23 protein-coding genes are annotated in these 22,343 nt (G+C 70.3%); 3 read left to right on the top strand and 20 right to left on the bottom strand.

The window, feature by feature from the left end; translation table 11 throughout:
* Positions 1-36: 36 nt before the first annotated feature.
* Positions 37-1,404, bottom strand: coding sequence for a dihydrolipoyl dehydrogenase family protein (locus ASH02_RS10965; RefSeq protein ID WP_082620862.1), 1,368 nt, complete (start codon positions 1,402-1,404; stop codon positions 37-39).
* Positions 1,405-1,432: 28 nt separating this feature from the next.
* Between ASH02_RS10965 and ASH02_RS10960 the strand changes: the two genes are divergently transcribed.
* Positions 1,433-2,143 (top strand): acetoacetate decarboxylase family protein, encoded by a 711-nt coding sequence (locus ASH02_RS10960; RefSeq protein ID WP_162262585.1) that lies wholly within the window; start codon positions 1,433-1,435, stop codon positions 2,141-2,143.
* Positions 2,144-2,160: 17 nt separating this feature from the next.
* Here ASH02_RS10960 and ASH02_RS10955 read toward each other — a convergent pair whose 3' ends face one another.
* The 5 genes from ASH02_RS10955 to efp all read right to left on the bottom strand — a co-directional run bounded on the left by ASH02_RS10955 (position 2,161) and on the right by efp (position 6,419).
* Positions 2,161-3,906, bottom strand: coding sequence for a TIGR03767 family metallophosphoesterase (locus ASH02_RS10955; RefSeq protein ID WP_156409752.1), 1,746 nt, complete (start codon positions 3,904-3,906; stop codon positions 2,161-2,163).
* Between the two features lie 30 nt (positions 3,907-3,936).
* Positions 3,937-4,710 carry a polyphosphate polymerase domain-containing protein gene (locus ASH02_RS10950; RefSeq protein WP_057294748.1) on the bottom strand — a complete coding sequence of 258 codons (774 nt, stop codon included), beginning with the start codon at positions 4,708-4,710 and terminating at the stop codon, positions 3,937-3,939.
* Positions 4,707-5,366: a DUF4956 domain-containing protein gene (locus tag ASH02_RS10945; RefSeq protein ID WP_057294747.1), complete on the bottom strand. Its 660-nt coding sequence runs from the start codon at positions 5,364-5,366 to the stop codon at positions 4,707-4,709. Before ASH02_RS10945 ends, ASH02_RS10950 begins: the two co-directional genes overlap by 4 nt.
* 94 nt (positions 5,367-5,460) lie before the next feature.
* The gene (nusB, locus tag ASH02_RS10940; RefSeq protein WP_056677500.1) at positions 5,461-5,859 is read right to left on the bottom strand and encodes a transcription antitermination factor NusB; all 399 of its coding nucleotides are present in this window, start codon (positions 5,857-5,859) and stop codon (positions 5,461-5,463) included.
* On the bottom strand, positions 5,856-6,419 hold the full coding sequence (gene efp, locus ASH02_RS10935) for an elongation factor P (RefSeq protein ID WP_056677498.1): 564 nt from the start codon (positions 6,417-6,419) through the stop codon (positions 5,856-5,858). Before efp ends, nusB begins: the two co-directional genes overlap by 4 nt.
* A 253-nt stretch (positions 6,420-6,672) precedes the next feature.
* On the opposite strand from efp, the gene ASH02_RS10930 reads away from it, so the two are divergent.
* Complete coding sequence (locus ASH02_RS10930) at positions 6,673-8,178, top strand: amino acid permease (RefSeq protein ID WP_082620861.1); 1,506 nt, start codon at positions 6,673-6,675, stop codon at positions 8,176-8,178.
* Between the two features lie 21 nt (positions 8,179-8,199).
* Here the strand turns inward: ASH02_RS10930 and ASH02_RS10925 are convergent, their stop codons facing one another.
* The 8 genes from ASH02_RS10925 to ASH02_RS27540 all read right to left on the bottom strand — a co-directional run.
* Positions 8,200-8,985 (bottom strand): SIMPL domain-containing protein, encoded by a 786-nt coding sequence (locus ASH02_RS10925; RefSeq protein ID WP_057294746.1) that lies wholly within the window; start codon positions 8,983-8,985, stop codon positions 8,200-8,202.
* A 68-nt stretch (positions 8,986-9,053) separates the two neighbouring features.
* Positions 9,054-9,485: a type II 3-dehydroquinate dehydratase gene (locus tag ASH02_RS10920; protein ID WP_056677492.1), complete on the bottom strand. Its 432-nt coding sequence runs from the start codon at positions 9,483-9,485 to the stop codon at positions 9,054-9,056.
* Positions 9,482-10,585: a 3-dehydroquinate synthase gene (gene aroB / locus ASH02_RS10915; protein WP_057294745.1), complete on the bottom strand. Its 1,104-nt coding sequence runs from the start codon at positions 10,583-10,585 to the stop codon at positions 9,482-9,484. The genes ASH02_RS10920 and aroB overlap by 4 nt, the downstream gene beginning before the upstream one ends.
* Entirely contained in the window at positions 10,582-11,112 is a 531-nt protein-coding gene (locus tag ASH02_RS10910; protein ID WP_442938396.1) for a shikimate kinase, read from the bottom strand. The genes aroB and ASH02_RS10910 overlap by 4 nt, the downstream gene beginning before the upstream one ends.
* Complete coding sequence (gene aroC / locus ASH02_RS10905) at positions 11,109-12,287, bottom strand: chorismate synthase (protein ID WP_200959121.1); 1,179 nt, start codon at positions 12,285-12,287, stop codon at positions 11,109-11,111. The genes ASH02_RS10910 and aroC overlap by 4 nt, the downstream gene beginning before the upstream one ends.
* Before the next feature lie 34 nt (positions 12,288-12,321).
* Positions 12,322-13,092 carry a prepilin peptidase gene (locus ASH02_RS10900; protein WP_057294744.1) on the bottom strand — a complete coding sequence of 257 codons (771 nt, stop codon included), beginning with the start codon at positions 13,090-13,092 and terminating at the stop codon, positions 12,322-12,324.
* 69 nt (positions 13,093-13,161) lie between these two features.
* Entirely contained in the window at positions 13,162-13,767 is a 606-nt protein-coding gene (locus tag ASH02_RS10895) for a hypothetical protein (RefSeq protein ID WP_082620873.1), read from the bottom strand.
* Between the two features lie 236 nt (positions 13,768-14,003).
* Positions 14,004-14,937: DUF222 domain-containing protein (locus ASH02_RS27540; RefSeq protein WP_442938398.1), on the bottom strand; the 934-nt coding region annotated here is incomplete at its 3' end.
* 533 nt (positions 14,938-15,470) lie between these two features.
* On the opposite strand from ASH02_RS27540, the gene ASH02_RS10885 reads away from it, so the two are divergent.
* Positions 15,471-16,484, top strand: coding sequence for a MerR family transcriptional regulator (locus ASH02_RS10885; protein ID WP_057294741.1), 1,014 nt, complete (start codon positions 15,471-15,473; stop codon positions 16,482-16,484).
* Positions 16,485-16,510: 26 nt separating this feature from the next.
* Here ASH02_RS10885 and ASH02_RS10880 read toward each other — a convergent pair whose 3' ends face one another.
* From ASH02_RS10880 to ASH02_RS10855, 6 genes are read right to left on the bottom strand one after another with little or no spacing between them, the layout of a single operon-like run.
* On the bottom strand, positions 16,511-16,810 hold the full coding sequence (locus ASH02_RS10880; protein WP_057294740.1) for a hypothetical protein: 300 nt from the start codon (positions 16,808-16,810) through the stop codon (positions 16,511-16,513).
* Positions 16,807-17,652, bottom strand: coding sequence for a shikimate dehydrogenase (locus tag ASH02_RS10875; protein ID WP_057294739.1), 846 nt, complete (start codon positions 17,650-17,652; stop codon positions 16,807-16,809). Before ASH02_RS10875 ends, ASH02_RS10880 begins: the two co-directional genes overlap by 4 nt.
* Positions 17,652-18,878, bottom strand: a complete 1,227-nt coding sequence (gene mltG, locus ASH02_RS10870; RefSeq protein ID WP_235539021.1) for an endolytic transglycosylase MltG — start codon at positions 18,876-18,878, stop codon at positions 17,652-17,654. The genes ASH02_RS10875 and mltG overlap by 1 nt, the downstream gene beginning before the upstream one ends.
* A complete protein-coding gene (ruvX, locus tag ASH02_RS10865) occupies positions 18,875-19,354 on the bottom strand; it encodes a Holliday junction resolvase RuvX (protein ID WP_057294738.1) in 480 nt (159 codons plus the stop codon). The genes mltG and ruvX overlap by 4 nt, the downstream gene beginning before the upstream one ends.
* Positions 19,354-22,029 carry an alanine--tRNA ligase gene (gene alaS / locus ASH02_RS10860; RefSeq protein WP_057294737.1) on the bottom strand — a complete coding sequence of 892 codons (2,676 nt, stop codon included), beginning with the start codon at positions 22,027-22,029 and terminating at the stop codon, positions 19,354-19,356. Before alaS ends, ruvX begins: the two co-directional genes overlap by 1 nt.
* Positions 22,029-22,340 carry a DUF6167 family protein gene (locus ASH02_RS10855; RefSeq protein WP_057294736.1) on the bottom strand — a complete coding sequence of 104 codons (312 nt, stop codon included), beginning with the start codon at positions 22,338-22,340 and terminating at the stop codon, positions 22,029-22,031. Before ASH02_RS10855 ends, alaS begins: the two co-directional genes overlap by 1 nt.
* Between the last annotated feature and the right edge of the window lie 3 nt (positions 22,341-22,343).

Raw genomic sequence — 22,343 nt, 5'->3', positions numbered from 1 at the left:
ACACCAGTGTTGGCGCGTGAGGTGCAGCCGAACGGATCAGGCCAGCTCCTGCACGGCCGTGGCGACCGCGCGGTGGAAGGTGGGGTAGGCGTAGTGCATCGATGCCAGGGTCGCGATCGGGACCCGTGCGTGCACGGCCGTGGTCAGCATAGAGAGCACCTCTCCCCCGCTGGGCCCGACCGCGGTGGCACCCACGAGCACGTCACCGTCCGCGACGAGCTTGATCAGGCCCTCGCCCTTGGCGATCCAGCCGCGAGTGCCGAGGTCGGCGGAGAGGCCGACGCGTACGTCGCCACCGCGCTCGCGGGCCTGGTGCTCGGTGAGGCCGACCGACCCGACTTCGGGGTCGGTGAACGTCACGCGCGAGACCGCGCGGTAGTCGGCGGCCGGACCGTCCTGGTCGAGGATGTCGCGCACCGCCACGTCGGCCTGGTACATCGACATGTGGGTGAAGGCGCCCTTCCCGGTGATGTCGCCGATCGCCCAGAGCCGCTCGCCGGCCCGCATCCGCCCGTCGGTCTCCAGGCTGCGCGCGGTCTCGTCGAGGCCGAGCGTGTCGAGCCCGATGCCGGCGAGGTTGGTGCGCCGACCCGCGGCGACCAGCAGCTGGTCCGTCTCGACGCTGTCGCCGTCGACCGTGAGGTGGAACCGCCCGTCGTGGCGCACCTGGTCGATCCGCACCCCGGTGCGCACGTGGACACCGTCCGCCTCCAGCGCCCGGGTGACCAGCGCCGACGCTTCGGGTTCTTCGGGGGCCAGGATCCGGTCGGCCACCTCGAGCAGGGTCACCTCGACGCCGAACCTGGCGAAGGCCTGGGTCAGCTCGACGCCGATGGCGCCACCACCGATGACGGCCATCGACGCCGGCAGCTCGGTGACCCGCACCGCTTCGCGGTTCGTCCAGTACGGCGACCCGGAGAGCCCGTCGATCGGCAGCACGGCCGGTTCGGTGCCGGTGTTGAGCACCACGCCGCGCGACGCGACGTACGTCGTGCCGTCGACCTCGACCCGGCCAGGTCCGGTGATCCGGGCCTCTCCCCTCACGAAGACCGCGCCGGCGGCCTCCAGCCGCTCGACGGCGACCTGGTCGTCCCAGTCGTCGGTGGCCTCGTCGCGGATCCGGTCGGCGACCACCGACCAGTCGGGGCGTACGTCGGCGGAACCGGCCAGTCCCTGGATCCGCCGGGCCTCGGCGAGCACGTCAGCCGCCCTGATCATCATCTTCGACGGGATGCAGCCGAAGTAGGGGCACTCACCGCCGACCAGTCTTCGGTCGATGCCGACCACCTTGAGTCCCGCCTTCGCGAGCTGGGTGGCCGCGGACTCGCCGCCCGGGCCGAGTCCGATCACGATCACGTCGACGTCCATGGCTCCACTCAAGTCGGTGACGGCCGCGATGTCCATGGCACCGGTGGTGCGTCATGCTGTCGGCATGGACAGCTTCGACCCGACCGACGTGTACGGCGTGCCCGAGACCGACCTCCCACCCGAGCTGGTCGGCACACTTCCCGGAAATTCCGCACCGGCTCCCTGGTCCGTCAGGGCCTCCGCCGTCGTGTGGTGGTCGAAGGCGACTCCCGCGGCGACGGCAGCGCTTCCCGCCTCGGTGCGCGACCGGGGTAGGGCTGTCGCAGTCGTCGGCGGACTCGTGCGTTACGCCGACACCCCGGTCGGCACCTACGACGAGGTGTTCGGCGCCGTCGCTGTCCTGTTCGGGCGGGGACTCGGCCGACGCCTCGTGGCGACCATCCCGTTCATGGCGGTCGACTCCCCCAGCAGCCTGGTCGGCGGACGCGCCAACTGGTCGATCCCCAAGACCCTGGCCGACTTCTCCGGCGCCCCCGCCGACGGAACGCCGTTCACCGCGTCCAGCGCCACTGGCGCCGGTTGGCAGGTGTCGGCCACGGCCCGCGCAAAGGGGCCGCGGCTCCCTGTGGTCAGCAGGGCCCGCGTGGCCCAGGAGTTCCCGGACCACTCCCTTCGCGGGACCCGGCTCAAGGCGCGTGGCCGGATGCGGCTGTCCAGGGTCGAGGCCGACGTGTCATCCGTCGGCGAGCTGCCCGGGTGGCTGCCGTCGGGCCGTCACCCCGGCGCGCTGCTGGACGACGTCCACTTCTCCCTGGACGCCCCCCGCCCGATGTGACCCCGCCCGGCTCGACCTCAGGCCAGCGCGGGCGCCTCGATCAGCAGCTCCACGTTGCGTGCGTCAGTGGCGCCACGACGGTCCTGGGACCGCTCCTGCCAGTCGTTGGCGCTGAGCTCACGGGCCAGCCCGGCCAGCGCCACCGGGTCGTGCAGGCGACCGCCGTACGCCGCCGGGCCGGCGTGGTCGAGCATCGTGCTGAAGATCGAGAGCGATCCATCGAGGTTGTCGACGATCTCGACAAGTCGTGACTGCTGCGGGAAGTCGGCGTGCGACGCGGTGTTGATCTCCCAGAACGCACCCGGCAGACCTTCCTGCCGGCGTGCCCACACCTGGTTGCGGTGAGTGTGGCCGTTGATCCATGCGATGACCTGCGGATGCCCGAGGAGCAGCGTGACGACCTCGGGCCCGAGAACCCGAGGTGTCACCTCTCCCCCCGCGGCCACCAGCGGATTGGTCATCGTGTCGCTGGTGTGATGGCTCGAGATGACGACGAGGCGGTCCCGCGAGGCGGCCAGCTGGGCCGCCAACCAGTCGAACTGTGGCCGGTCGAGGGAGCCGTCGGAGTAGCCGTTCTGGTTCACGGTGTCGAGCACCAGGAAGCGCACCGGTCCCTGGTCGAACGCGTAGTAGGCCGTGTCCTGGGCCCGGTTCTGCTCGGTGAAACCGTGGCCCACCGGGAAGCCTGTGGTGGTGAAGTGTTCGTCCACGACCTCGCCCCGGGTCAGGATCCGGCGTTCCGGGTCGGGCGTCACCGCCCGCACGAACGGCGTCAGGGCCAGGCCCTGCAGGAAGCCCTGGTAGTCCTGCCCGAGCAGACGCATCAGGTCGGCCAAGGAGACTCCGAGTGGCGGTGAGATCAGCTTCAGGCCGCCCGTGGCGACCGCACTCATCGCGAGTCCCAGGCTGCCCGGCGGGAAGTTCCCCTGCACCAGGCCGTCGTGGTTGCCGAACGCGGAGTACCACGGGATGCCAAGGCCCTGCGCCACGAACGGTGTTCGCGCTGCGGCGAGCAAGCCGGGGACCGACGGGAAGCCGTACAGCCGGCGGGGTTGGTCGGCCTGGGTGAGTGGCGGGTTGCCGTCGGGATGCCAGTAGTGGACGTCGTAGTGGAGGCGGTCGTTGTCGGCCACGCCTTCCCACCGGGTCAGGTCGCCGGAGTCGGGGGTCACCGTGGTCCCACCGCTGAGCAGGTCGATGTTCCAGCGGACCTCGTTGCGCTGGGCGTTGTCGGAGTTGTCGCCGGTCTGCAGGGCGAAGGCGAGCGGCGCACCGGTGACCGGCCCGACCCCGACGTCGTTGACCGCGCGCACCATCGACTCCGCGACGTGGGCGCTGAGCATCTCCTGCGGTCGGTACGCCGAGGAGGCCAGTCCCGTCGTCGGGTCGCCGGGCTTGTCCTGGTCGTCGAAGCGGTCGAGCCACTCCAGGCGCATCGGCGACTGGGCGTCGACCACGTGGAGGTCGGTGAGGTGGGCGAAGGCCAGGAGTCCCCGGCGCCGACCGTCGCGCCCGGCGCTCGCCGGCGTACCCAGGTCGGTGCGCACGACGTGCGGCTCCCCCGGCCCGTGGACGACCTGCCGGTACCCGCCCCCACCGGCCGGACCGCGCAGCAAGGTGCGTTCGAGGGTCGTACCGGCCGCCGCGATCGGCACGCCCGGAGCCGCACGTGCGGGGTCGACGACGAGGCCGGCACCGCCCAAGGAGGCGACCGCACCCACGGCCAGTCCGGATCTCAGCAGGTCACGACGGGAGATCTCCACGAGCCGCTCAACGAGCCGGTGTGTCCCAGGTCACGCCGGACGCCATCCGAAGTAGCGCCGCAGCGTCCGGTTCCAGCGGTTGGCCGGCAGCCGCGGGTCGACCGCGGCCATCCCGACGCAGTACTTGCTGATCGGCACCGGTCGGTGCCCGAGCCGCCACAGCAACCGGTCGGCCGGCCCGGCCCCGCGCAGGGACTTGGTCTCGACCAGCACGTGGTCGGTCATCTCGACCACGGTGCCGGCCCGGTCGCTCAGGCGGAGGCCGGCGTCGCACGTCATCCGGAAGCCGGCGTCCGCGTCGACCAGGGTGGCCCGGTGGTAGGTGGTCGTGAGCACCGGCCGCAGCCCGCACGCCGGAACGTCGATGCGTGCGTCCACGAACGCGAGGCCCGCCGGGTCGAGGCTGTCGCGCTGCGCCGCGGTCGTGGCCAGTCGGTCCTTGACGGTCTCCTCCCGGCCGCCCTCGGTCTTCACCTCGAGCACGGTGCCTCCCGAGTCGAGATAGCTACGGGTGCGCACCTTGAACTTGCGGCGGCGACCGGTCGCCGCGCGGCGGTAGGAGTCCAGCCCGGCGGTGTCGAAGTAGACCGACTCGTAGCGGAAGTCGCGCAGCCCGTCGATCTCCAGCACGCGACAGGTCCCGACCAGCCCCTGCATCAGGACCGCGAAGGCGTCCGGAGGGATCAGGTACTTCCGGTCCACCCGGGTCTGCAGCGAGGCCGCCTCCACCACCTCGGCCAGGGTGATCGGGGCGAAGGCACCGACCCCGACCCGCTGGGCAACGGCTGCGGGTCCCCGGTTCATCGCACGCCCGGCCGCTGGTCGCGCAGGGCGGTGGCGGGGTACGGCGTCGACTCCGGCTCGAGGCGGTCGTGCTCGGGCTGGTCGTCCCGCCCGGCGTCGAGCGGTCGGCGTTGCGGGTGCACGCGGTAGCGGACGTCGACGACCGTGACGTCACGCACCAGGTCGGTCTCGGTGACGATGAACCGCTGGATCTCCGCCCCGAGCAGCTCGCCGAGCCGGGCGACCAGGACGCGTTCGTCGGTGATGGCGCGGTCCAGCGTCAGCTCCTGCTGGCGGTTGTGCACGTGCATCCGCGGGTGGTCGGCGACGTACATGACCGCGACCAACAGGACACCGACCAGCGGTGCCACCCACACCGGGTCGGGGCGCAGCCCACAGATCAGTCCCAGCGCGAGGGAGGCGAAGTAGTAGCCGACCTCCTCCTGGGTCAACGCCGAGGAACGGAGTCTGATGATCGACAGCACCCCGAACAGCCCGAGCCCGAGACCCGCCGCCACGGTCGAGGTGGCCAGCACCATCGCCACGGCCATCACACCGACGTTGAGGGCGGTGTAGGCGATCAGCATGTCCCGGCGACGGTGCCGCCGGAAGTAGATGCCGTGTGCCAGGACGGCGATGGCCGCGACGTCGAACGCCAGGATCAGGACGGTGTTCATGAACTGTTCTCCTCCGAGTAGTGAGGAGAACAGGTTCACGGCCGCCGATGAGCCGCAGGTGAAGGCCCGGTGAGAGCCTTCACATGTTCGCGGATCAGGCCTTCGTGCGCTGGATGGTGCCGAGGATTCCGTTGACGTAGCCGGGCGACTCGTCGGTGGAGAGGTCACGCACGAGGTTGACCGCCTCGGAGACCGCCACGGCGTCGGGGACGTCGTCGGCGTACAGCAGCTCCCACGTGCCGATGCGCAGGACGTTGCGGTCGACCGCCGGCATCCGGTCGAGGGTCCAGCCCTCGGCCGCACCCGAGAGCAGCGCGTCGATCTCTTCCTGGTGCTCGACCACGCCGCGCACCAGCGTGGCGGTGTAGTCGTTCGTCGGTCCCTCGCCGTCGGCGATCGACCGGTCGAGTGCGATCACGGGACCCTCGTTGCGCAGTTCGCTGGCGAACAGGACGTCGAGGGCGCGCTTGCGGGCCTTGGTGCGGGCGCTCAAGACTTGACGCGACCGAGGTACGACGAGTCGCGGGTGTCGACCTTGACCTTCTCGCCCGAGCTGATGAACAGCGGGACCTGGATCTCGTGGCCGGTCTCGAGGGTGGCCGGCTTGGTGCCACCGGTGGAACGGTCGCCCTGGAGGCCGGGGTCGGTCTGGCTGATCAGCAGCTCGACCGAGGCGGGTAGCTCGACGAAGAGCACGCGGCCCTCGTTGGTCGCCACGATGGCTTCCTGGTTCTCGAGCATGAAGTTCGCGGCGTCACCGACGATCTCGGGGGTCACCTCGAGCTGGTCGTAGGTGGAGGTGTCCATGAAGACGTAGGACGTGCCGTCGTTGTAGAGGTACTGCATGGTGCGCTTGTCAACGTTGGCAGTCTCGACCTTGGTGCCGGCGTTGAAGGTCTTGTCGACGTTCTTGCCCGACTCGACGTTCTTGAGCTTGGTGCGCACGAAGGCCGGGCCCTTGCCGGGCTTGACGTGCTGGAACTCGACGACGGTCCAGAGCTGGCCCTCGAGCTTGAGAACCATGCCGTTCTTCAGGTCGTTCGTTGTTGCCATGCGCGCGTGAGCCTCTTCGAGTCGGGGGTGTCGGAGTCGCCCGCGCCGGAGGCCAGCGGGCAGCAGCCGCCAATTCTATACGTCCCACTGCCCGTAGCCGCCAATCTCGTCGTCCTCCCGGGACCAGACCTCCGGTTCCACCTCCGTGATCCCACCGGCACCGGGACCTGACAAATCGGACCGTCGAGGGATAGCGTGCGCTCCTTGAGGCTCTTTGTCCGCACAGCGGACACCCCCGAACCATGAGGTGAGTATGACTCGGCATACGTCCCCGGGCCGCAGGCTGCCCGCTGAGGTCGCGATCCATCGCGTCGACGCCGGCCGGCATCGTCTCCCCCGGGTCTTCGGCACCGCTCACCTGGTGATGCTCGGCCTCGGTGTGATGATCGGCGCCGGCATCTTCGGCCTGGCCGGCCAGCAGGCCGCGACCGCGGCCGGACCGGCGGTGATCATCTCGTTCGGCATCGCCTCGCTGGTCTGCCTGCTCGCGGCGTTCAGCTACGCCGAGCTCTCCTCGACCATCCCGGCGGCCGGCAGCGTCTACACCTTCAGCTACGTCGCCATCGGTGAGGTCTGGGCGTGGCTGGTGGGCTGGGCCCTGGTCCTGGAGCTCGTGGTCGCCGCGGCGCTGGTCGGTCGCTTCTGGGCGACGTACTTCGTGGCCACCCTGGACGGGTTCGGCCTCGAGGTCCCCGCCTGGCTGGGTGAGCACGCCTCGGCCGACACCGGCACCAACTGGGTCGCGTTCGTCGCGGTCGCCGTGATCGGCCTGCTGGTGGTCACCGGCACCAAGCTCTCCGCCCGGGTGCTGACCTGGGTCGTGGCCGCCAAGCTCGCGGTGATCGGCTTCGTGATCGCGGTCGGCGCGGCGTACGTCACTCCCGGCAACTACACCCCGTTCGTCCCCCAGGGCCGCGAGGCCGAGGCCACCGACGGGCCACGCACCGTGTTGCAGATGCTGGTCGGTTCCACCGAGCAGTTCGGCGCGGTCGGCGTGTTCAGTGCCGCCGGCGTGATCGTGTTCGCCTACATCGGCTTCGACCTGATCGCGACTGCCGCCGAGGACGCGCACGAGCCGCGGCGCAGCATCCCCCGCAGCATGATGATCTCGCTGGCGATCGTCACCCTGCTCTACGTGGCGATGGCTGTCGTCCTGGTCGGGCTGCGACCCTCGGCCGAGCTCGGCTCGCCGGCGCCCGTCTCCGATGCTCTCGAGGCGGTCGGTGTGGGATGGGCCGCCCAGGTGGTCAACCTCGGTGCCCTGCTTGCGCTGACCACCGTGATCATGGTGGTGCTGATCGCCCAGAGCCGGGTGCTGTTCGCGATGGGCCGCGACGGCCTGCTCCCGCCGTCACTCGGCCGGGTCAGCCCGACCTTCCTGGCCCCCAGCACCGCTGCCCTGGTCGCCGGCTCGATCGCCGCCGTGCTCGCGCTGTGGCCGGGGCTCTTCCAGCTCGAGCAGCTGCTGGTGATCGGCGCCCTCTTCTCGTTCCTGTTCTGCGCCCTGGCGGTGATCGTGCTGCGGCGCACGCAGCCCGACCTCGAGCGTGGGTTCCGGGTGCCGATGATGCCCCTGCTGCCGGTGCTGTCCGCGACCGCCACCGGCTGGCTGATGCTCAACCTGACCGGCGAGACCTGGCGCAACTTCGCGATCTGGATGGCCGGCGGCCTGGTGCTGTACGTGGCGTACGGCCGCCGGCACAGCCACCTGGCCGCCGCCACTGAACCCCGTCCTCTGCAGGGGTCCCACCGGCGCTGACCCGGCGTCCGGGTCGAGGCGTCAACCGAGCTGCCACACCACCTGCACCCGCACCGCCAGCTCGTCCTCGCCGGCCCGGATCGGCACCTTCGCGGCCAGGTCGCTGGCGGCCATCCGGTAGGACTGCATGTCCAGCAGCTCGGTGCTCGGGGTGCTGGTGGACACCTCCTTGAGGGTCACCACGTCGCCGAGGTCCTGTCCGGCCGCGTCGGCGTACTCCTCCGCCTTCGCGGTGGCCTGCTCGACGGCGGCCTTGCGGGCCTCGGCCAGCACGGCCTCCCGGTCGGAGACCTCGAGGTCGATGTTGCTGACCCGCACACGGTTGCCGCCGGCATCGACGGCCGCGGTGATCGCCTTGCCGCCCTCCTTCAGCTCCGGCACCAGCACGCGTGCCTTCTGGTTGACCCGGTAGCCCTTGAACACCGGACTCCCGTAGCTCGGGTAGTCGTACTCCCGGTTCATCGAGAGGCCGGTGGTCTGCATGTCCTTCGCGGTCACGCCGTGTTCCTCGAGCCGGTCCAGCACCACCTTCATCGTGGCGCTCGCCTCGGCCAGCGCCGTCTCCAGGTCGGGGTCGAGGTGGCTCACCGAGACCGTGAACGAGATCTGGTCGGGCACGGCGGTCGCCGTGCCCGTGCCGACCATGGTCATCTGTCGTTGCGTCGCCGCGCCGTCACCCTCGTCGGCGCGCGCGGTCGTCCCCGGCGAGTCGCCGGCCCCGCCGAGCAGGTACGCCGTCACCAGTGCGAGCAGCACCAGGCCTGCAAGCAGGATCCCCTTGACGCTCAGCGTCACTGACTTGTCCATCGTGCTCTCCTCGTCCTCCGCGGCCGGACGGCCGAACCTTGGACGAGCAGCGCTCGGGAACGGTTCCCTCAGCTCGGCGCGAGCAGCTCGAGGGCTTCGCGGTAGCCGTCGATCCCACGGCCGGCGATGACCCGCACCGCATGGGGCGTCACGACGGAGGTGTGGCGGAACTCCTCCGGGCGCTGCGACGGGTCGGAGATGTGCACCTCGACCAGCGGCGCGGTCAGCTGCGCACAGGCGTCGAAGAGCGCCCACGAGTAGTGCGTCCAAGCGGCCGCGTTGAGCACCACCGGCGTCGCCTCGTCGGCCGCGGTGTTGAGCCAGTCGAGCAGCTCGCCCTCGTGGTTGGTCTGGCGCACCTCGACGTCCAGCCCCAGCTCGGTGCCCCACTGCACGCACAGGTCCGACAGCTCGGCGTACGTCGTGTGGCCGTAGATCTCGGGCTGGCGCTTGCCGAGCCGGCCCAGGTTGGGCCCGTTGAGCACGAGGACCCGGGTCACTGCGCACCTCCGGTCATCACGTCGTACGCCGCGCGCAGGTCGGCTTCCGAAGGGCCGGCCAGGACGCGCGGTGTGGCCAGCTCGTCGAGCACGACGAAGCGGAGCTGCGAGCCGCGCGACTTCTTGTCGACCTTCATCGCATCGTGCAGCTCGTCGAACCCGGCGCCGGACCACGAGGTCGGCAGTCCGACCAGGCCGAACGTGGCGGCGTGGCGGTCGGCGAGATCGTCGGCGAGCACCCCCGCGCGACGCGCCAGCTCGGCGACGTAGACGCAGCCGATGGCCACGGCCTCGCCGTGCCGGATCTCGTAGTCGGTGGCCCGCTCGATGGCGTGCGCCATGGTGTGGCCGTAGTTGAGCGCCTCGCGACCGGGGTGCCCCTCGACGCCGCCGGTCTCCTTGAGGTCGGCGACCACCACGTCGATCTTCACCTGGATGGCGCGGGTGATCAGCTCACGCAGCACCGGCGATGCCGGGTCCTGGGCCGCAGCCGGGTCGTCCTCGACGAGGCGCAGGATCTCGGGGTCGGCGATGAAGCCGCACTTGATGACCTCGCCGAGGCCGGCCCGCAGCTCCTGGGCAGGCAGGGTGGCCAGGAGCGACAGGTCGCAGAGCACTCCCGCGGGTTCGTGGAAGGCGCCGACCAGGTTCTTCCCGGCGCCGGTGTTGATGCCGGTCTTGCCACCGACCGCGGCGTCGACCATGCCGAGCAGCGTGGTCGGCACGTGCACGACCTTGACGCCGCGCAACCAGCTGGCGGCCACGAAGCCACCCAGGTCGGTGGTCGCGCCACCTCCCACCGTGACCACGACGTCGGAGCGGGTGAAGCCGCGCTCCCCCAGTGCCTCCCAGCAGTCGTTGGCGACCGAGGCGGTCTTGGCGTTCTCGCCGTCGGGCAGGCCGAGCGCGAGCACGTCGTACTCCTCGACCAGCGCGCGCAGCACCGGCTCGGCCAGCTCACCGAGCTCACCGGGGAAGAGGAGCGCCACCCGCTCGACACCTTCGCCGATCAGGCCGGGCAGGCGGTCGATGAGGTCGTGCCCGATGACGACGTCGTACGGCGAAGCACCGCCGACGTGCAGGACGGTGGGTTCACTCATGACTGTTCCTCGATTCGGGTGACGATCTCGTCCGCGATCTCGTCGGGGGTGCGTCCGTCTGTGTCGACGGCGAAGGTCGCGGCGGCCTCGTAGACCGGTGTGCGCTCGTCGAGCAGGGCCTTGATCCGGCTGCGCACGTTGCCGAGCAGCAACGGTCGCGACGTGCCGAGCCCGACCCGCTTGACGGCGTCGGCCAGTCCGACGCGCAGGAAGACGACGGTGTGTCCGGCCAGCGCCGCGCGGGTCTGCTCGTCGACGACGGCGCCTCCGCCCAGTGCGAGGACACCGTCGTGCTCCTCGAGCGCCCGCTTCACGGCGGCGCGTTCGAGCGCGCGGAAGTGCGCCTCTCCCGACTCCACGAAGATGTCCGAGATGGCCCGGCCCTCGGCGACCTCGACGTCGTGGTCGGTGTCGCGGGACGACACGCCCCAGTGCCGGGCCAGCCGGCCGGCCACCGTGGTCTTGCCCGACCCCATCGGGCCGATCAGGACGACGCGCGGTCGGTGATCGAGCTTGTCGAGATTCACTTGAAGGCGATGGCGTCGAGGTAGGACGCACAGTTGCGCGCGGTCTCGGCGACCGAGTCGCCGCCGAACTTCTCGATCACGGCGTCGGCCACGACCAGCGCGACCATGGCCTCGGCGACGATGCCGGCGGCCGGCACGGCACAGACGTCGGAGCGCTGGTGGTGAGCCACCGCCTCTTCGCCGGTGGCGACGTCGATGGTCTTGAGGGCCCGCGGCACCGTGGCGATCGGCTTCATCGCCGCCCGGACCCGCAGGATCTCACCGGTGGTCATGCCGCCCTCGGTGCCGCCCGAGCGACCCGACGTACGCCGGATGCCCTCGGGTGACGGCACGATCTCGTCGTGGGCCTGCGAGCCGGGAACGGCGGCCAGGCCGAAGCCGTCGCCGACCTCGACACCCTTGATCGCCTGGATGCCCATCAGGGCGCCGGCCAGGCGCGAGTCGAGGCGACGGTCCCAGTGCACGTGCGAGCCGAGGCCCGGCGGAAGTCCGTGGACGACCACCTCGACGACGCCGCCGAGGGTGTCGCCGTCCTTGTGGGCCTGGTCGATCGCCGCAACCATCTGCTTGCTGGCATCGGGGTCGAGGCAGCGCACCTCGTCCGCGTCGAGCCGTTCGACGTCCTCAGGGCTGGGCACGCTGCCGTAGGGCGCGGCCACTCCCCCGAGCTCGACGACGTGGGAGACGATGCGCGCACCGATGGTCTGCTCGATGAAGTTGCTGGCCACCCGACCGAGCGCCACCCGGGCGGCGGTCTCGCGGGCGGAGGCGCGCTCGAGGATCGGGCGGGCCTCGTCGAAGCCGTACTTCTGCATGCCGGCCAGGTCGGCATGGCCGGGACGCGGCCGGGTGAGCGGCGCGTTGCGGGCCAGGCTGTCCAAGATCTCGGGGTCGACCGGGTCGGCCGACATGACCTGCTCCCACTTGGGCCACTCGGTGTTGCCGACCTGGATCGCGACCGGTCCGCCCTGGGTCCTGCCGTGCCGGACGCCGCCGATGATGGTGACCTGGTCCTGCTCGAACTTCATGCGGGCGCCGCGGCCGTAGCCGAGTCGGCGCCGGGCCAACGCGTCGGCGATGTCGGTCGAGGTCACCTCCACATGGGCAGGGAGGCCTTCGAGGATCGCGACAAGGGACGGGCCGTGGGATTCGCCCGCAGTGAGCCAACGCAGCATGGGTGCAGTCTTTCACGCGCCCCGCGCGCGCTCGTCAGCCCTGCCGGTCGGCGAGATAGCCGCCGATGTCGGCGCCCCACAGCACGCCGACCACCGCGCCCACCAACATGAACGGACCGAACGGGAAGGTGCGGTCGCTGGTGATCCGCAGCACTCGCAGCGGGATCCAGCCGACCACGCCGATCACGAACCCGGCGTAGGTGCCGACGGCGAACTCCGCCCAGCCGAGGTAGGCCAGCGCCATGCCGAGGATGCCGGACAGGCGTACGTCGCCGTAGCCCATGCCGGGCGTGAAACGCCACAGGAACCAGTAGACGAAGCCGGCGACGAGCCAGCCGATCCCGGCACGGATCAACGCGTCGGCGTCGCCCTGGGCGAGGGCGCAGACCAGCAGCAGCACGACGGTCAGCAGGTAGGTGGGTCCGACGATCAGCTTCGGCAGCAGGCGGGTCCGCAGGTCGACCCACCCCAGCGCGACGCCGATCGGCACCAGCGGCACGAGGTAGAGCAACGGCCAGTCCCACCCGATTCGTGCGCCGATGAGGCCGGCGACGAGGGCGGACCAGCCCGCGGTCCACGTCGCCATGTGTGGTGCAGCAGCCAGGTCGGCGTACAACGGCTTGGGTTCCTCGGGCTCGGCCGTGGTCTCCCCGCCCGCGTCGTCGTGCGCCTCACCGTCGGTTTCTTCCTCGGCGAACGGGACGGGTTCGGGCAGCCTCGCCACGACGCGTGGAACGAACCATCCGGTGATCGCTCCGAGGACGACACAGACGATCACCGTGTCGAGATGTGCTGCCCAGTCCATGGCTGGTCACCCTACGGCCTGCGCCGACCTGTCGTGAGTTCTGTTTGACCTTCGTGGTCGACGAGGCGGTCACTCGGCCAAAAGATTGATGTGCAACCAGGAGAAGGCCTGGAGATCCGAGCCCTCGAGCGAATCGGGACCGCCAATGCTCGTGCGCGGGACGAACTCAACGGAGGTGCCCGAGTCGCTTGCCGCGCGAAGCGAGCAAAGAGCCGCTTCCGGAACGCCGTGGCGATAGGTCTGCGACCACGACCCTTCGGCGCGATGGTTCTCATGGACCAGGACGGAGCTCAGCGCCGACACGGTCGACATTCCGCGTCGCGGGAGGCCGTCGGGCAACAGGGGTCCGTCGAGGCCGTCGAAGAACCGGAGGTCCTTGGTAGCCATCACCGGCTTGCGGACAACGGCGCCGACGGAGTCCACCCGGGTGTCGGTCCCGCGGCCGTCATCGGACACGCGCACCCTCCCGTCGTCATGGAACGTGACCACCGCATGTCCCACTCGTCCGATGGACTCGGCTTCGTCATTCGCGTAGGCGAGCACTTCCAGGATCATGTGGCGTCGGCCGCCGGCGCCGTAGCGATCCGTGTGATCCCGGACCTCAGCAAGGTGAGCGAGGTCGAGATCCCTTGACCAGTCGTGGGTGGTCACGGTCCAGCTCTTGCGCTCGCTCACAGACCCGACTGTAGGCGCAGCCACCATCAGTGACGATCAGGCGGCTTCCACGTCGATGAGCTCGTACTCGGCGAGGAGATCGGTGGGGTCTTCCGGTTCCGGTACGGCGAGCAGGCGTCTCGGCTCAAGTTCGGCCCAGCCGGGTAGGGGTGGTGCGGTGGAGACGTAGGTGTGACCGGTCGGTGTGGTGGTGGTGACTTGATGTCGCCCGTGGGGTGAGTGGTGGCCAGAAGCGNCCGTCTGCCCGCCGTTGGCGATGCCGGTGGCGTGGTCGATGTGGCGGATGGGTGCGTCGCAGTAGAGGGTGCGGCAGATGCCGCCGTCTCTGGTGCGGATGAGGGTGGCGAGTCCGTGGGGGACGATCCGGGACCTCGAGTCCATGGCGGTGAGGCCGCCGTGGGGTGAGGCGTAGACCTTGCGTAGCCAGGTCTGCAGCCCCGTCTTGGCGCCGGCTTCCAGTGCGGTGGCGACGAGGTGGCGGGCCAGGTCGGCGGGGATGGTGCCGTGCCCGTCGAGGTGCGCCGGGTCGTGACTGGTGCCGAGGAGCGTCTGGTCGGAGACGACGAGGTTGATCATCACCGGCACCGCCGGGGCCTGGGTCTTGCCGGTGACGCGTTCGACGAGGGTGTCGGCCATGATCTGTGCCCGGGAGCGTTCGTCACCACCGGCGATCAAGGTGTCGGCGGCCTTCTTCAACGCCGCGTACACCTGCACGCCTTGCCCGACCGGCAGGTGGCCGGTGAGGTAGGTCATCGTGTCCGGTGCCGGGCGGATGGTGACCCGGCGGTCCTTCTCCGCCTTCGCCCGCCGGTGCGCGACCGAGGCGGGGTCGAGCTTCGCGGCGAGCTTGCGGGCCTGGTCACCGACCTGCTTCTCCGACAACTTCGCGACCTTCTCGAGGTCACCGGCGATCTCCTTGTCCACCTTCGCCCGGTCGTCGACCTCGAGGCAGGCGGTCTCCTTGGCCAGCAGGGTGGCGGCCCATTCGGTGATCCGTCCGGCCCGGAACGCGGCCCGGGTGTGCGGCAGCTCCTTGCGCAGGAGCTTCGCCAACCCGAGGTGACGCTTCCCGCGGTACGGCGACTCCCGGCGCGCCAACGCGAGTTGTTCGGGGATGCCGCGACCCTGGCGGCGCTTCCCGACACCGGAGGCGGCGGCCTTGGCGCGCATCGACTCGTCGAAGTCGACCGAGAGCTCGGCCTGGGCCGCGGCGATGGCCGACTTCAGGGTTTCGAGTGCCCCGATGACGTCGATGCGGGCGTCGTCGTCGCCCACCGCCTCCGAGATGTCCTGCAGGGCTGAGATCCACGCGGTCACTGTGGCGGCGTCCAGGGGCGTGTCAGGACCGGGAGCGGCCTGCTCCGGGACGGGGTCCTTCGACGTTTCGAACATGTATTCGAGTTTATCGAGTTTCGTCAACCCTGGCAAGGGATTCTCGACATCTGTGGACAAGCAATCAGGCCATCGGGAACCGGCCATCGCGGGCCGCTGGGCACCCACAGCACGACGCCTGACGAGTGGACGATGGCGTGGTTCGCCGCGCTCCCCCTCGCCCTTGACGGCATCCGGATCGACCACTACCTGCGCCGATTCATGCAGCACGGCATCCGGCAGGGCCATCACGAAGCCGACTCTTGACCTTGTCCCAACGGGAAGGCCCAACCTCTGTTTCACCGGTGACCGACACCGGGAGGATGGTGACCATGACGCTCATGACGATCGGCGACTTCGCCCGCGCTGCGGGACTGACGCCCAAGGCGTTGAGGCTGTACGACGACCTCGGCCTGCTGTGTCCGGCCGAGGTGGACCCGCACTCGGGGTACCGCAGGTACGCCCCGGCGCAGCTCGAGCGGGCCCGGCTGGTGGCGACGCTCAGGATCCTGGGGATGCCACTGTTGCGGATCAAGAACGTCGTCAACGGTTCGAACGCTGCGGCGGCTCGGGAGATCGAGGCGTACTGGCGCCAGATCGAGGCCGACACCGCGACTCGGCGCGGCATCGTCACCACCCTCGTCCATCAGTTGAGGAACGAGGCACACGAAATGACCACAGCCACCAGGACCTTGCACTCCGAACACGGCTCCAGTCACCGCCAGGGGCGACGCGACGCACAGCAGGACGCGCTCCTCGTCACCACCGGCCTGATCGCCGTCGCCGACGGCTTCGGTGACCGCGACGACGTGGCCGCGGCCGCACTGGCCGCCTTTGCGGAGAGCGGGCTCGCCGGGGCGATCTCCGAGATCGCCGCGGACGTCAGCGCAGCCCTGCCTGAGCTGCCGGCCTCCGGTACGACGCTCACCGCCGTCGCGTTCACGGGTGGGACCGCGCAGGTCACGCACATCGGCGATGGCCGGGTCTGGCTCGTGCGCGATGGGGAGGTCCGGCAGGTCACCCACGACCACACGGTCGTGGCGGCGCTGATCGAGGCCGGTGAGCTGACCGCGGACGAGGCCCGCGCACACGAGCACCGCAACCTGCTCAACCGGGCGTTGGCGCCCGGTGTGGTGGCCGACGAGATCGTGCTCGACCTTCACGAGGGCGACCGGCTCGTGCTGACCACTGACGGGGTCCACTCCCACATCGACGATCTCGGCCGCCTGCTCACGCTCGACGGAACCCCGCAGGAGGTGGCCGACGCAGTCGCGACGGCCGTCGCCGAGGCAGGCGAGCCCGACAACCACACGATCGTCGTGGTCGACCTGGGCCGTGCAGCCTGAGGTCTGGGCCACGAAACGTGCAGTGGTCAGACCGGATCGGTGAACGAGATCGGCTTGCCGGTGGCCCGGGCATGGGCGATCTCCCTACTCGTGGACTCGCCGACATACCCGCCCGGGTTGACGACCAGAACCCGGTCAGCCAGGTCGATCTTGCGCAGGTGAAGGGCATCCAGCGCGGTCTTCTGCTCGGGGGTGACCAACTCGTCAGCCTCACCTGGCGCGACGACGATGACACCGGCGAAGGTCAGGTCACGGTTTGCCGCACGCATCTCGTCCGCGAACCGGATGGAACCGCAGATGCAGACGATCTCAGGTCGGTCGGTCACGGCTCAACGGCTTCCTCTGGCAACCCGATCTGGTCTGACTGCTGCAGTGCGGCAAGCCCTGCCGTGCGCATGACCTCGACCGCCACCGACTGCCCGGTGAACATCTCGAACTGCAGGGCTGCCTGGTGCACGAGCAGGTCGAGCCCGCCGACCAGCGGCCGGTCGGCGGCCGCGCTGGCCAGCGGCGTCGGCCACGGGTCGTACAACGCCTCGAAGACGACGGGTACGTCGCCGCAACGGCGCACCAGGTCGACGGTCTGGGCCCCGGCCGGGATGGTCGAGGCGACCACGTCACCCGTGACTGCCGCGGTGGCGAGGTCCCCCACCTCCACCTGCGGGGACGAGGGCAGCGAGCTCAGCACCTCGAGGGTCTCGGCGGCACGGTCCGCGGAGCGCACCAGCACGTCGATGTGGGTGGCACCCAGCTCGACCAGCGCCATGCCCAGCGAGGTGGCCGTGGCTCCCCCGCCCAGGATCGTCGCGCGCGACACCGCTCCGGCGTACTGCTCGCGGAGTGCGGCGATCGCCCCGGGGATGTCGGTGTTGTGCGCGGACGCCCGCCCGTCGCGGAACACCAGTGTGTTGGCTGCGTGCGCCACCCGCACCCGGTCACTGACCTCGTCGGCCAGTGGCAGCACTGCGCGCTTGAGCGGCATGGTCAGCGACAGCCCACGCCACGAATGGTCAAGCCCCGCGAGGAACTCCGGCAACGAGGACTCGTCGACCCGATGTGCGTCGTAGGACCAGTCGTCGAGGCCGCACGCGGCGTAGCCCGCCCGGTGCAGCACCGGCGAGAGCGAGTGCGCGATCGGGTCCCCGAGGACCCCACAACGCGGTCCCATCAACAGGCGTCCGAGGTCGCGCAGTATTCGCGGAACTCCGCCTTGTAGCGCAGGAACTCGTCGTACGTCGACGCGAACTTCGTCTCGCCGGTCTTGAGGTCGACCGTCACGTAGTAGTACCAGTCGCCCTCGGCCGGCTTTAGCGCCGCGCGGATCGCGTCGTCACCCGGAGCCTCGATCGGCCCCGGCGGCAGACCCGTCTGGCGCCGCGTGTTGTACGGCGAGCCGGCGACCGAGTCGATGTCCTCGGTGGTGATTCCGACGCCCAGGTTGCGCCCGAGTGCGTAGTTGACCGTGGCATCGATCTCGAGCCGCCCGATGGTGCCCGCGGTGCCGGGGTTCTCGAGACGGTTGTAGATGACCCGGGCGATCTTCGGCATGTCCTTGCCACGCCCCTCGGCCTCGACCAGCGCGGCGACCGTCATGATCTCGTGCGGCGTGTAGCCCAGGGCCTGGGCCGACTCCTCGAGGCCGGCGTCGTCCGCGGCCTGTCGCCAGCGGTCGACCATGGCGCGCAGCATCTCGACCGGCTTCGCCTTCGGGCCGAACTCGTAGGTGGCCGGGAAGAGGTAGCCCTCCGGGTTGCCCTTGGCGTACGCCGGCAGCCCAAGCGCCGCGGGCTTGGCCAGCGCCCGGTTGAACTGCCTCTTGTTGAAGTCAGTGTTCTTGCTCAGCAACGCGACGATGTCGACGACGCGTAGCCCCTCGGGGATCGTCACCCGGTTCTGGACCCGGTTCTTCGGGTCGATCAGGACGGTGAGGGCGTCGGACGCCTTCATCTTCTGCTTCAACGTGTAGGAGCCGGGCTGGATGCGAGCCGCCTCGTCGGCGCGTGCGCTGGCGGCCTTCGTGAAGGCCTCGACGGAGGCGACCACGTCGGCGTCCTTGAGGGTGCGCCCGATGTCGGTCGCGGTGTCTCCGCTCTCGACGATGATCGAGACCTCCCCGGTGCCCGGGCCCGAGTAGTCCTCACCCTCCCCGAACTGGTCCTTGACCCAGTCGATGCCCTTCACGCCGAGCAGGGCCAGGCCCGCGGCGATCAGGCCGACCACCACGAGCGCGATCAGACAGCCGAACGGGCCACGCCGCCGCTTGCCGCGCCGCGAGACCGGCGCCCGGCGTACGGGCTCCTCGTCATGCGCAGCCTCGTCGTCGGGGTCGTGCCGGAGCCCGAGCTGGTCGATCCCCTCGTGGGAGGGCTGATGCTCGCCTTGCTGCTCGGTCACTGCTGGTCCAACCCCTCTGTCGGTGGCACCGTGACCACTTCTCCCGGCGCGCTCCCCCGAGCACGCTCCGCGTCCAGCGCGTGCTGGAGGATCACGACTGCGGCGGCCTGGTCGACCACCGCTCTTCTCTTGGCGCCCTTCTTCCCGCGTTCCCGAAGCATCGACTCCGCGGTGACGGTCGTCAAGCGTTCATCAAAGAGCCTCACCGGCATCGGGGCAACCAGCCGCGCCAGTTGGCCGGCGAATTCCCGGGCCTTGGCCGCGGCCGGCCCCTCGGCACCCGAGAGCGAACGGGGCAGACCGACGATGATCTCGAACGCGTTCTCCTCGTCGACGATCTGGCGCAACCGGGCGAGGTCGCCCTCGCCACGCTGCACCGTCTCGACGGGTGTCGCCAGGAAGCCGCTGGGGTCGCTGCGGGCCACACCGATCCGGGCGTCTCCGGGGTCGAGGCCGAGGCGTACGCCGTTGCGCATCACGCCTGGCCGACGGCCCGGTGCACCTCGGACTCGACCAGGGCCAGTGCCTCGTCGATCCGGGTGGCGTCGGTGCCGCCGCCCTGCGCGACGTCGTCCTTGCCACCTCCCTTGCCACCGAGCAACGGACCGATCGCACGGATCAGCGCGTTGGCACTCAGCCCCCGCGCGCGGCCCTCGTCGTTGACGGCGGCGACCGCGGCCACCTTTCCCTCGGCGGCGCCGATGACCACCACCGCACCGGGCTGGCCCTGCGGCAGGCGGCCGCGGATGTCGAGCGCCAGGGTGCGTACGTCGCCACCGCCGGCACCGTCGGCGCGATGCGCCACGAGGTGCACGCCGTCGACGACCGTGGCCCCGGCGGCGAGCTCTCCCGCGGCAGCCAGCAGCTGGCCGACCCGGACCTTCTCGATCTCCTTCTCCGCGGTGCGCAGGCGCTCGACGAGGTCGCCGACGCGCCCGACCAGGTCGTCGGGCTGGGTCTTGAGCAGCCCGGTCAGCTGCGCCACCACGTCACGCTCGCGCGCGAGGTAGGCGAAGCCCTCGACGCCGGTCAGCGCCTCGATGCGCCGGTTGCCGGAGCCGACCGATGCCTCACCGGTCAGCACGATCGTGCCGATCTGCGACGAGTGGTCGACGTGCGTGCCACCGCAGAGCTCGCGCGACCAGGGGCCGCCGATCTCGACGACCCGCACCTTGGTGTTGTCGTAGGTCTCGCCGAAGAGCGCGATGGCGCCCCAGTCCTTGGCCTCCGGCAGGGTCATGTAGTCCCAGCCGACGGCGAGGTCGGCACGCAACGCGTTGTTCGCGACCTGCTCGAGGTCGGCGTACTGCTCGGGAGTCAGGGCCTGCGTCCAGCCGAAGTCGAGGCGCAGGTATCCGGGCCGGTTGTAGGAACCGGACTGCAGCGCCGTGGGGCCGAGCACCTCACGCAGCGCCGCGTGCACCACGTGGGTGCCCGAGTGCGCCTGCCGGGCACCGAGCCGCCAGTCGGGGTCGACCTGCGCATGCAGCTGCGAGCCGGGGTGGAACTCACCGTCGATGACCCGCACCTGGTGCACCACCAGTCCACGCACAGGGCGCTGGACGTCGACCACCTCGAGCCGTCCACCGTCGAACTCGATGATGCCCGCATCGGCGGCCTGGCCACCGGACTCGGCGTAGAACGGCGTGCGGTCGAGCACGATCTCGCCGATCTCGCCGTTGCCCAGTGCGGGGACGGGCTGTCCTTCCCGGAGCACGGCCAGAGCGGACGACTCGGTCTCGAGGGTCTCGTAGGCCAGCCACTCGGTCGGACCGTTGGCGTCGAGGATGCCGCGGTAGACCCCGGTGTCGGCGTGCTGCCCCTTCTTGGAGCGCGCGTCGGCCTTGGCCCGCTCGCGCTGCTCGGTCATCAGCTTGCGGAAGCCGTCGTGGTCGACGGTGAGCCCGGCCTCGGACGCCATCTCGAGGGTGAGGTCGATCGGGAAGCCGTAGGTGTCGTGCAGTGCGAACGCCTGGTCACCCGACAGCTTCGAGCCGCCGGACTTCTTCACGTCGGTCGCGGCCAGGTCGAAGATCTGCGTGCCGGACTGGAGCGTCTTGCGGAACGCCTCCTCCTCGGCGTACGCGACCCGCGAGATGCGCTCCCAGTCGGAGATCAGCTCGGTGTAGGTCTCGCCCATCTTGTCGCGGCTGATCGGCATCAGCTCGGGCAGCGCCGGGTCCTCGTAGCCGAGCAGGCGCACCGAGCGGACCGCGCGACGCAGCAGGCGACGCAGCACGTAGCCGCGGGCCTCGTTGCCGGGCGTCACGCCGTCACCGATCAGCATCATCGAGCTGCGCACGTGGTCGGCGACCACCCGGAAGCGCACGTCGTCCTCGTGGTTGGCGCCGTACTTCTTGCCGGTCAGCTCCATCGCCCGCTCGATGACCGGGAACATCACGTCGATCTCGTACATGTTCTCGACGCCCTGGGTCATGAACGCGACCCGCTCGAGGCCCATGCCGGTGTCGATGTTCTTCTTCGGCAGCGGGCCGGCGATGTCGAAGTCCTCCTTGCTGCGGACCGCGCTCAGCTCGTCCTGCATGAAGACCAGGTTCCAGAACTCGAGGTAGCGGTCCTCGGCGGAGAAGTCGCCGTCCGCGCCGTACGCCGGACCGCGGTCGATCAGGATCTCCGAGCACGGGCCACCGGGGCCGGGCACGCCCATCGACCAGTAGTTCTCGGACTTGCCGAGCCGCGCGATGCGGTCGTCGGGCAGGCCGGTGATCTTCTTCCAGAGCGCGACCGCCTCGGCGTCGTCGACGTACACGCTCGGGTAGAGCTTGTCCTCGGGGAAGCCCCAGCCGCCCTCGGACTGCGGCTTGGTGACCAGCTCCCAGGCGAGCTCGATGGCCCGCTCCTTGAAGTAGTCACCGAACGAGAAGTTGCCGCACATCTCGAAGAACGTGCCGTGGCGGGTGGTCTTGCCGACGTCCTCGATGTCGGGCGTGCGCACGCACTTCTGCACGCTGGTGGCCGTCGCGTACGGCGGCGTCTCCTGGCCCAGGAAGTAGGGCTTGAACGGCACCATGCCTGCAGGGACGAAGAGCAGGTTCGGGTCGTCGGCCAGGAGCGAGGCCGACGGCACGGCCGTGTGCCCGGCGTTCTCGAAGTGGGTCAAGAACCGCCGTCGGATCTCCGCGGTGTCCATCAGTTCGTGCCTTCCTGGTTCGTGCCCGAGCGTTCGTGGTGAGTGATGCTTCTTGGTTCGGTGGCCGCGCTGGGCCCGGCGCCGAGGGCCGGGGTTCCATCAGGGACCAGTCCCAGTCGCTCGCGCAACTCGGTTTCCTTGTCGTGACGCCCCTGTGCCACCTCGTCGCGGAACATGCGGACACCCACCGCGAGGCTGCTGGCCCGGTCGCGCAGGCCGTCGACGGTGAAGGACTCGCGCAGTCGGCGAGCCCGGTTCATCGCATAGACCGTCGCTCCGGCACCGGCCGCGAACCACAGTGTGCGGCTCATCTG

It is taken from the genome of Nocardioides sp. Soil796 (assembly GCF_001429525.1).
Taxonomy (GTDB): Bacteria; Actinomycetota; Actinomycetes; order Propionibacteriales; family Nocardioidaceae; genus Nocardioides.
Note: the sequence above shows the minus strand (reverse complement) of the source record. Positions and strands in the feature narration are given on the sequence as shown.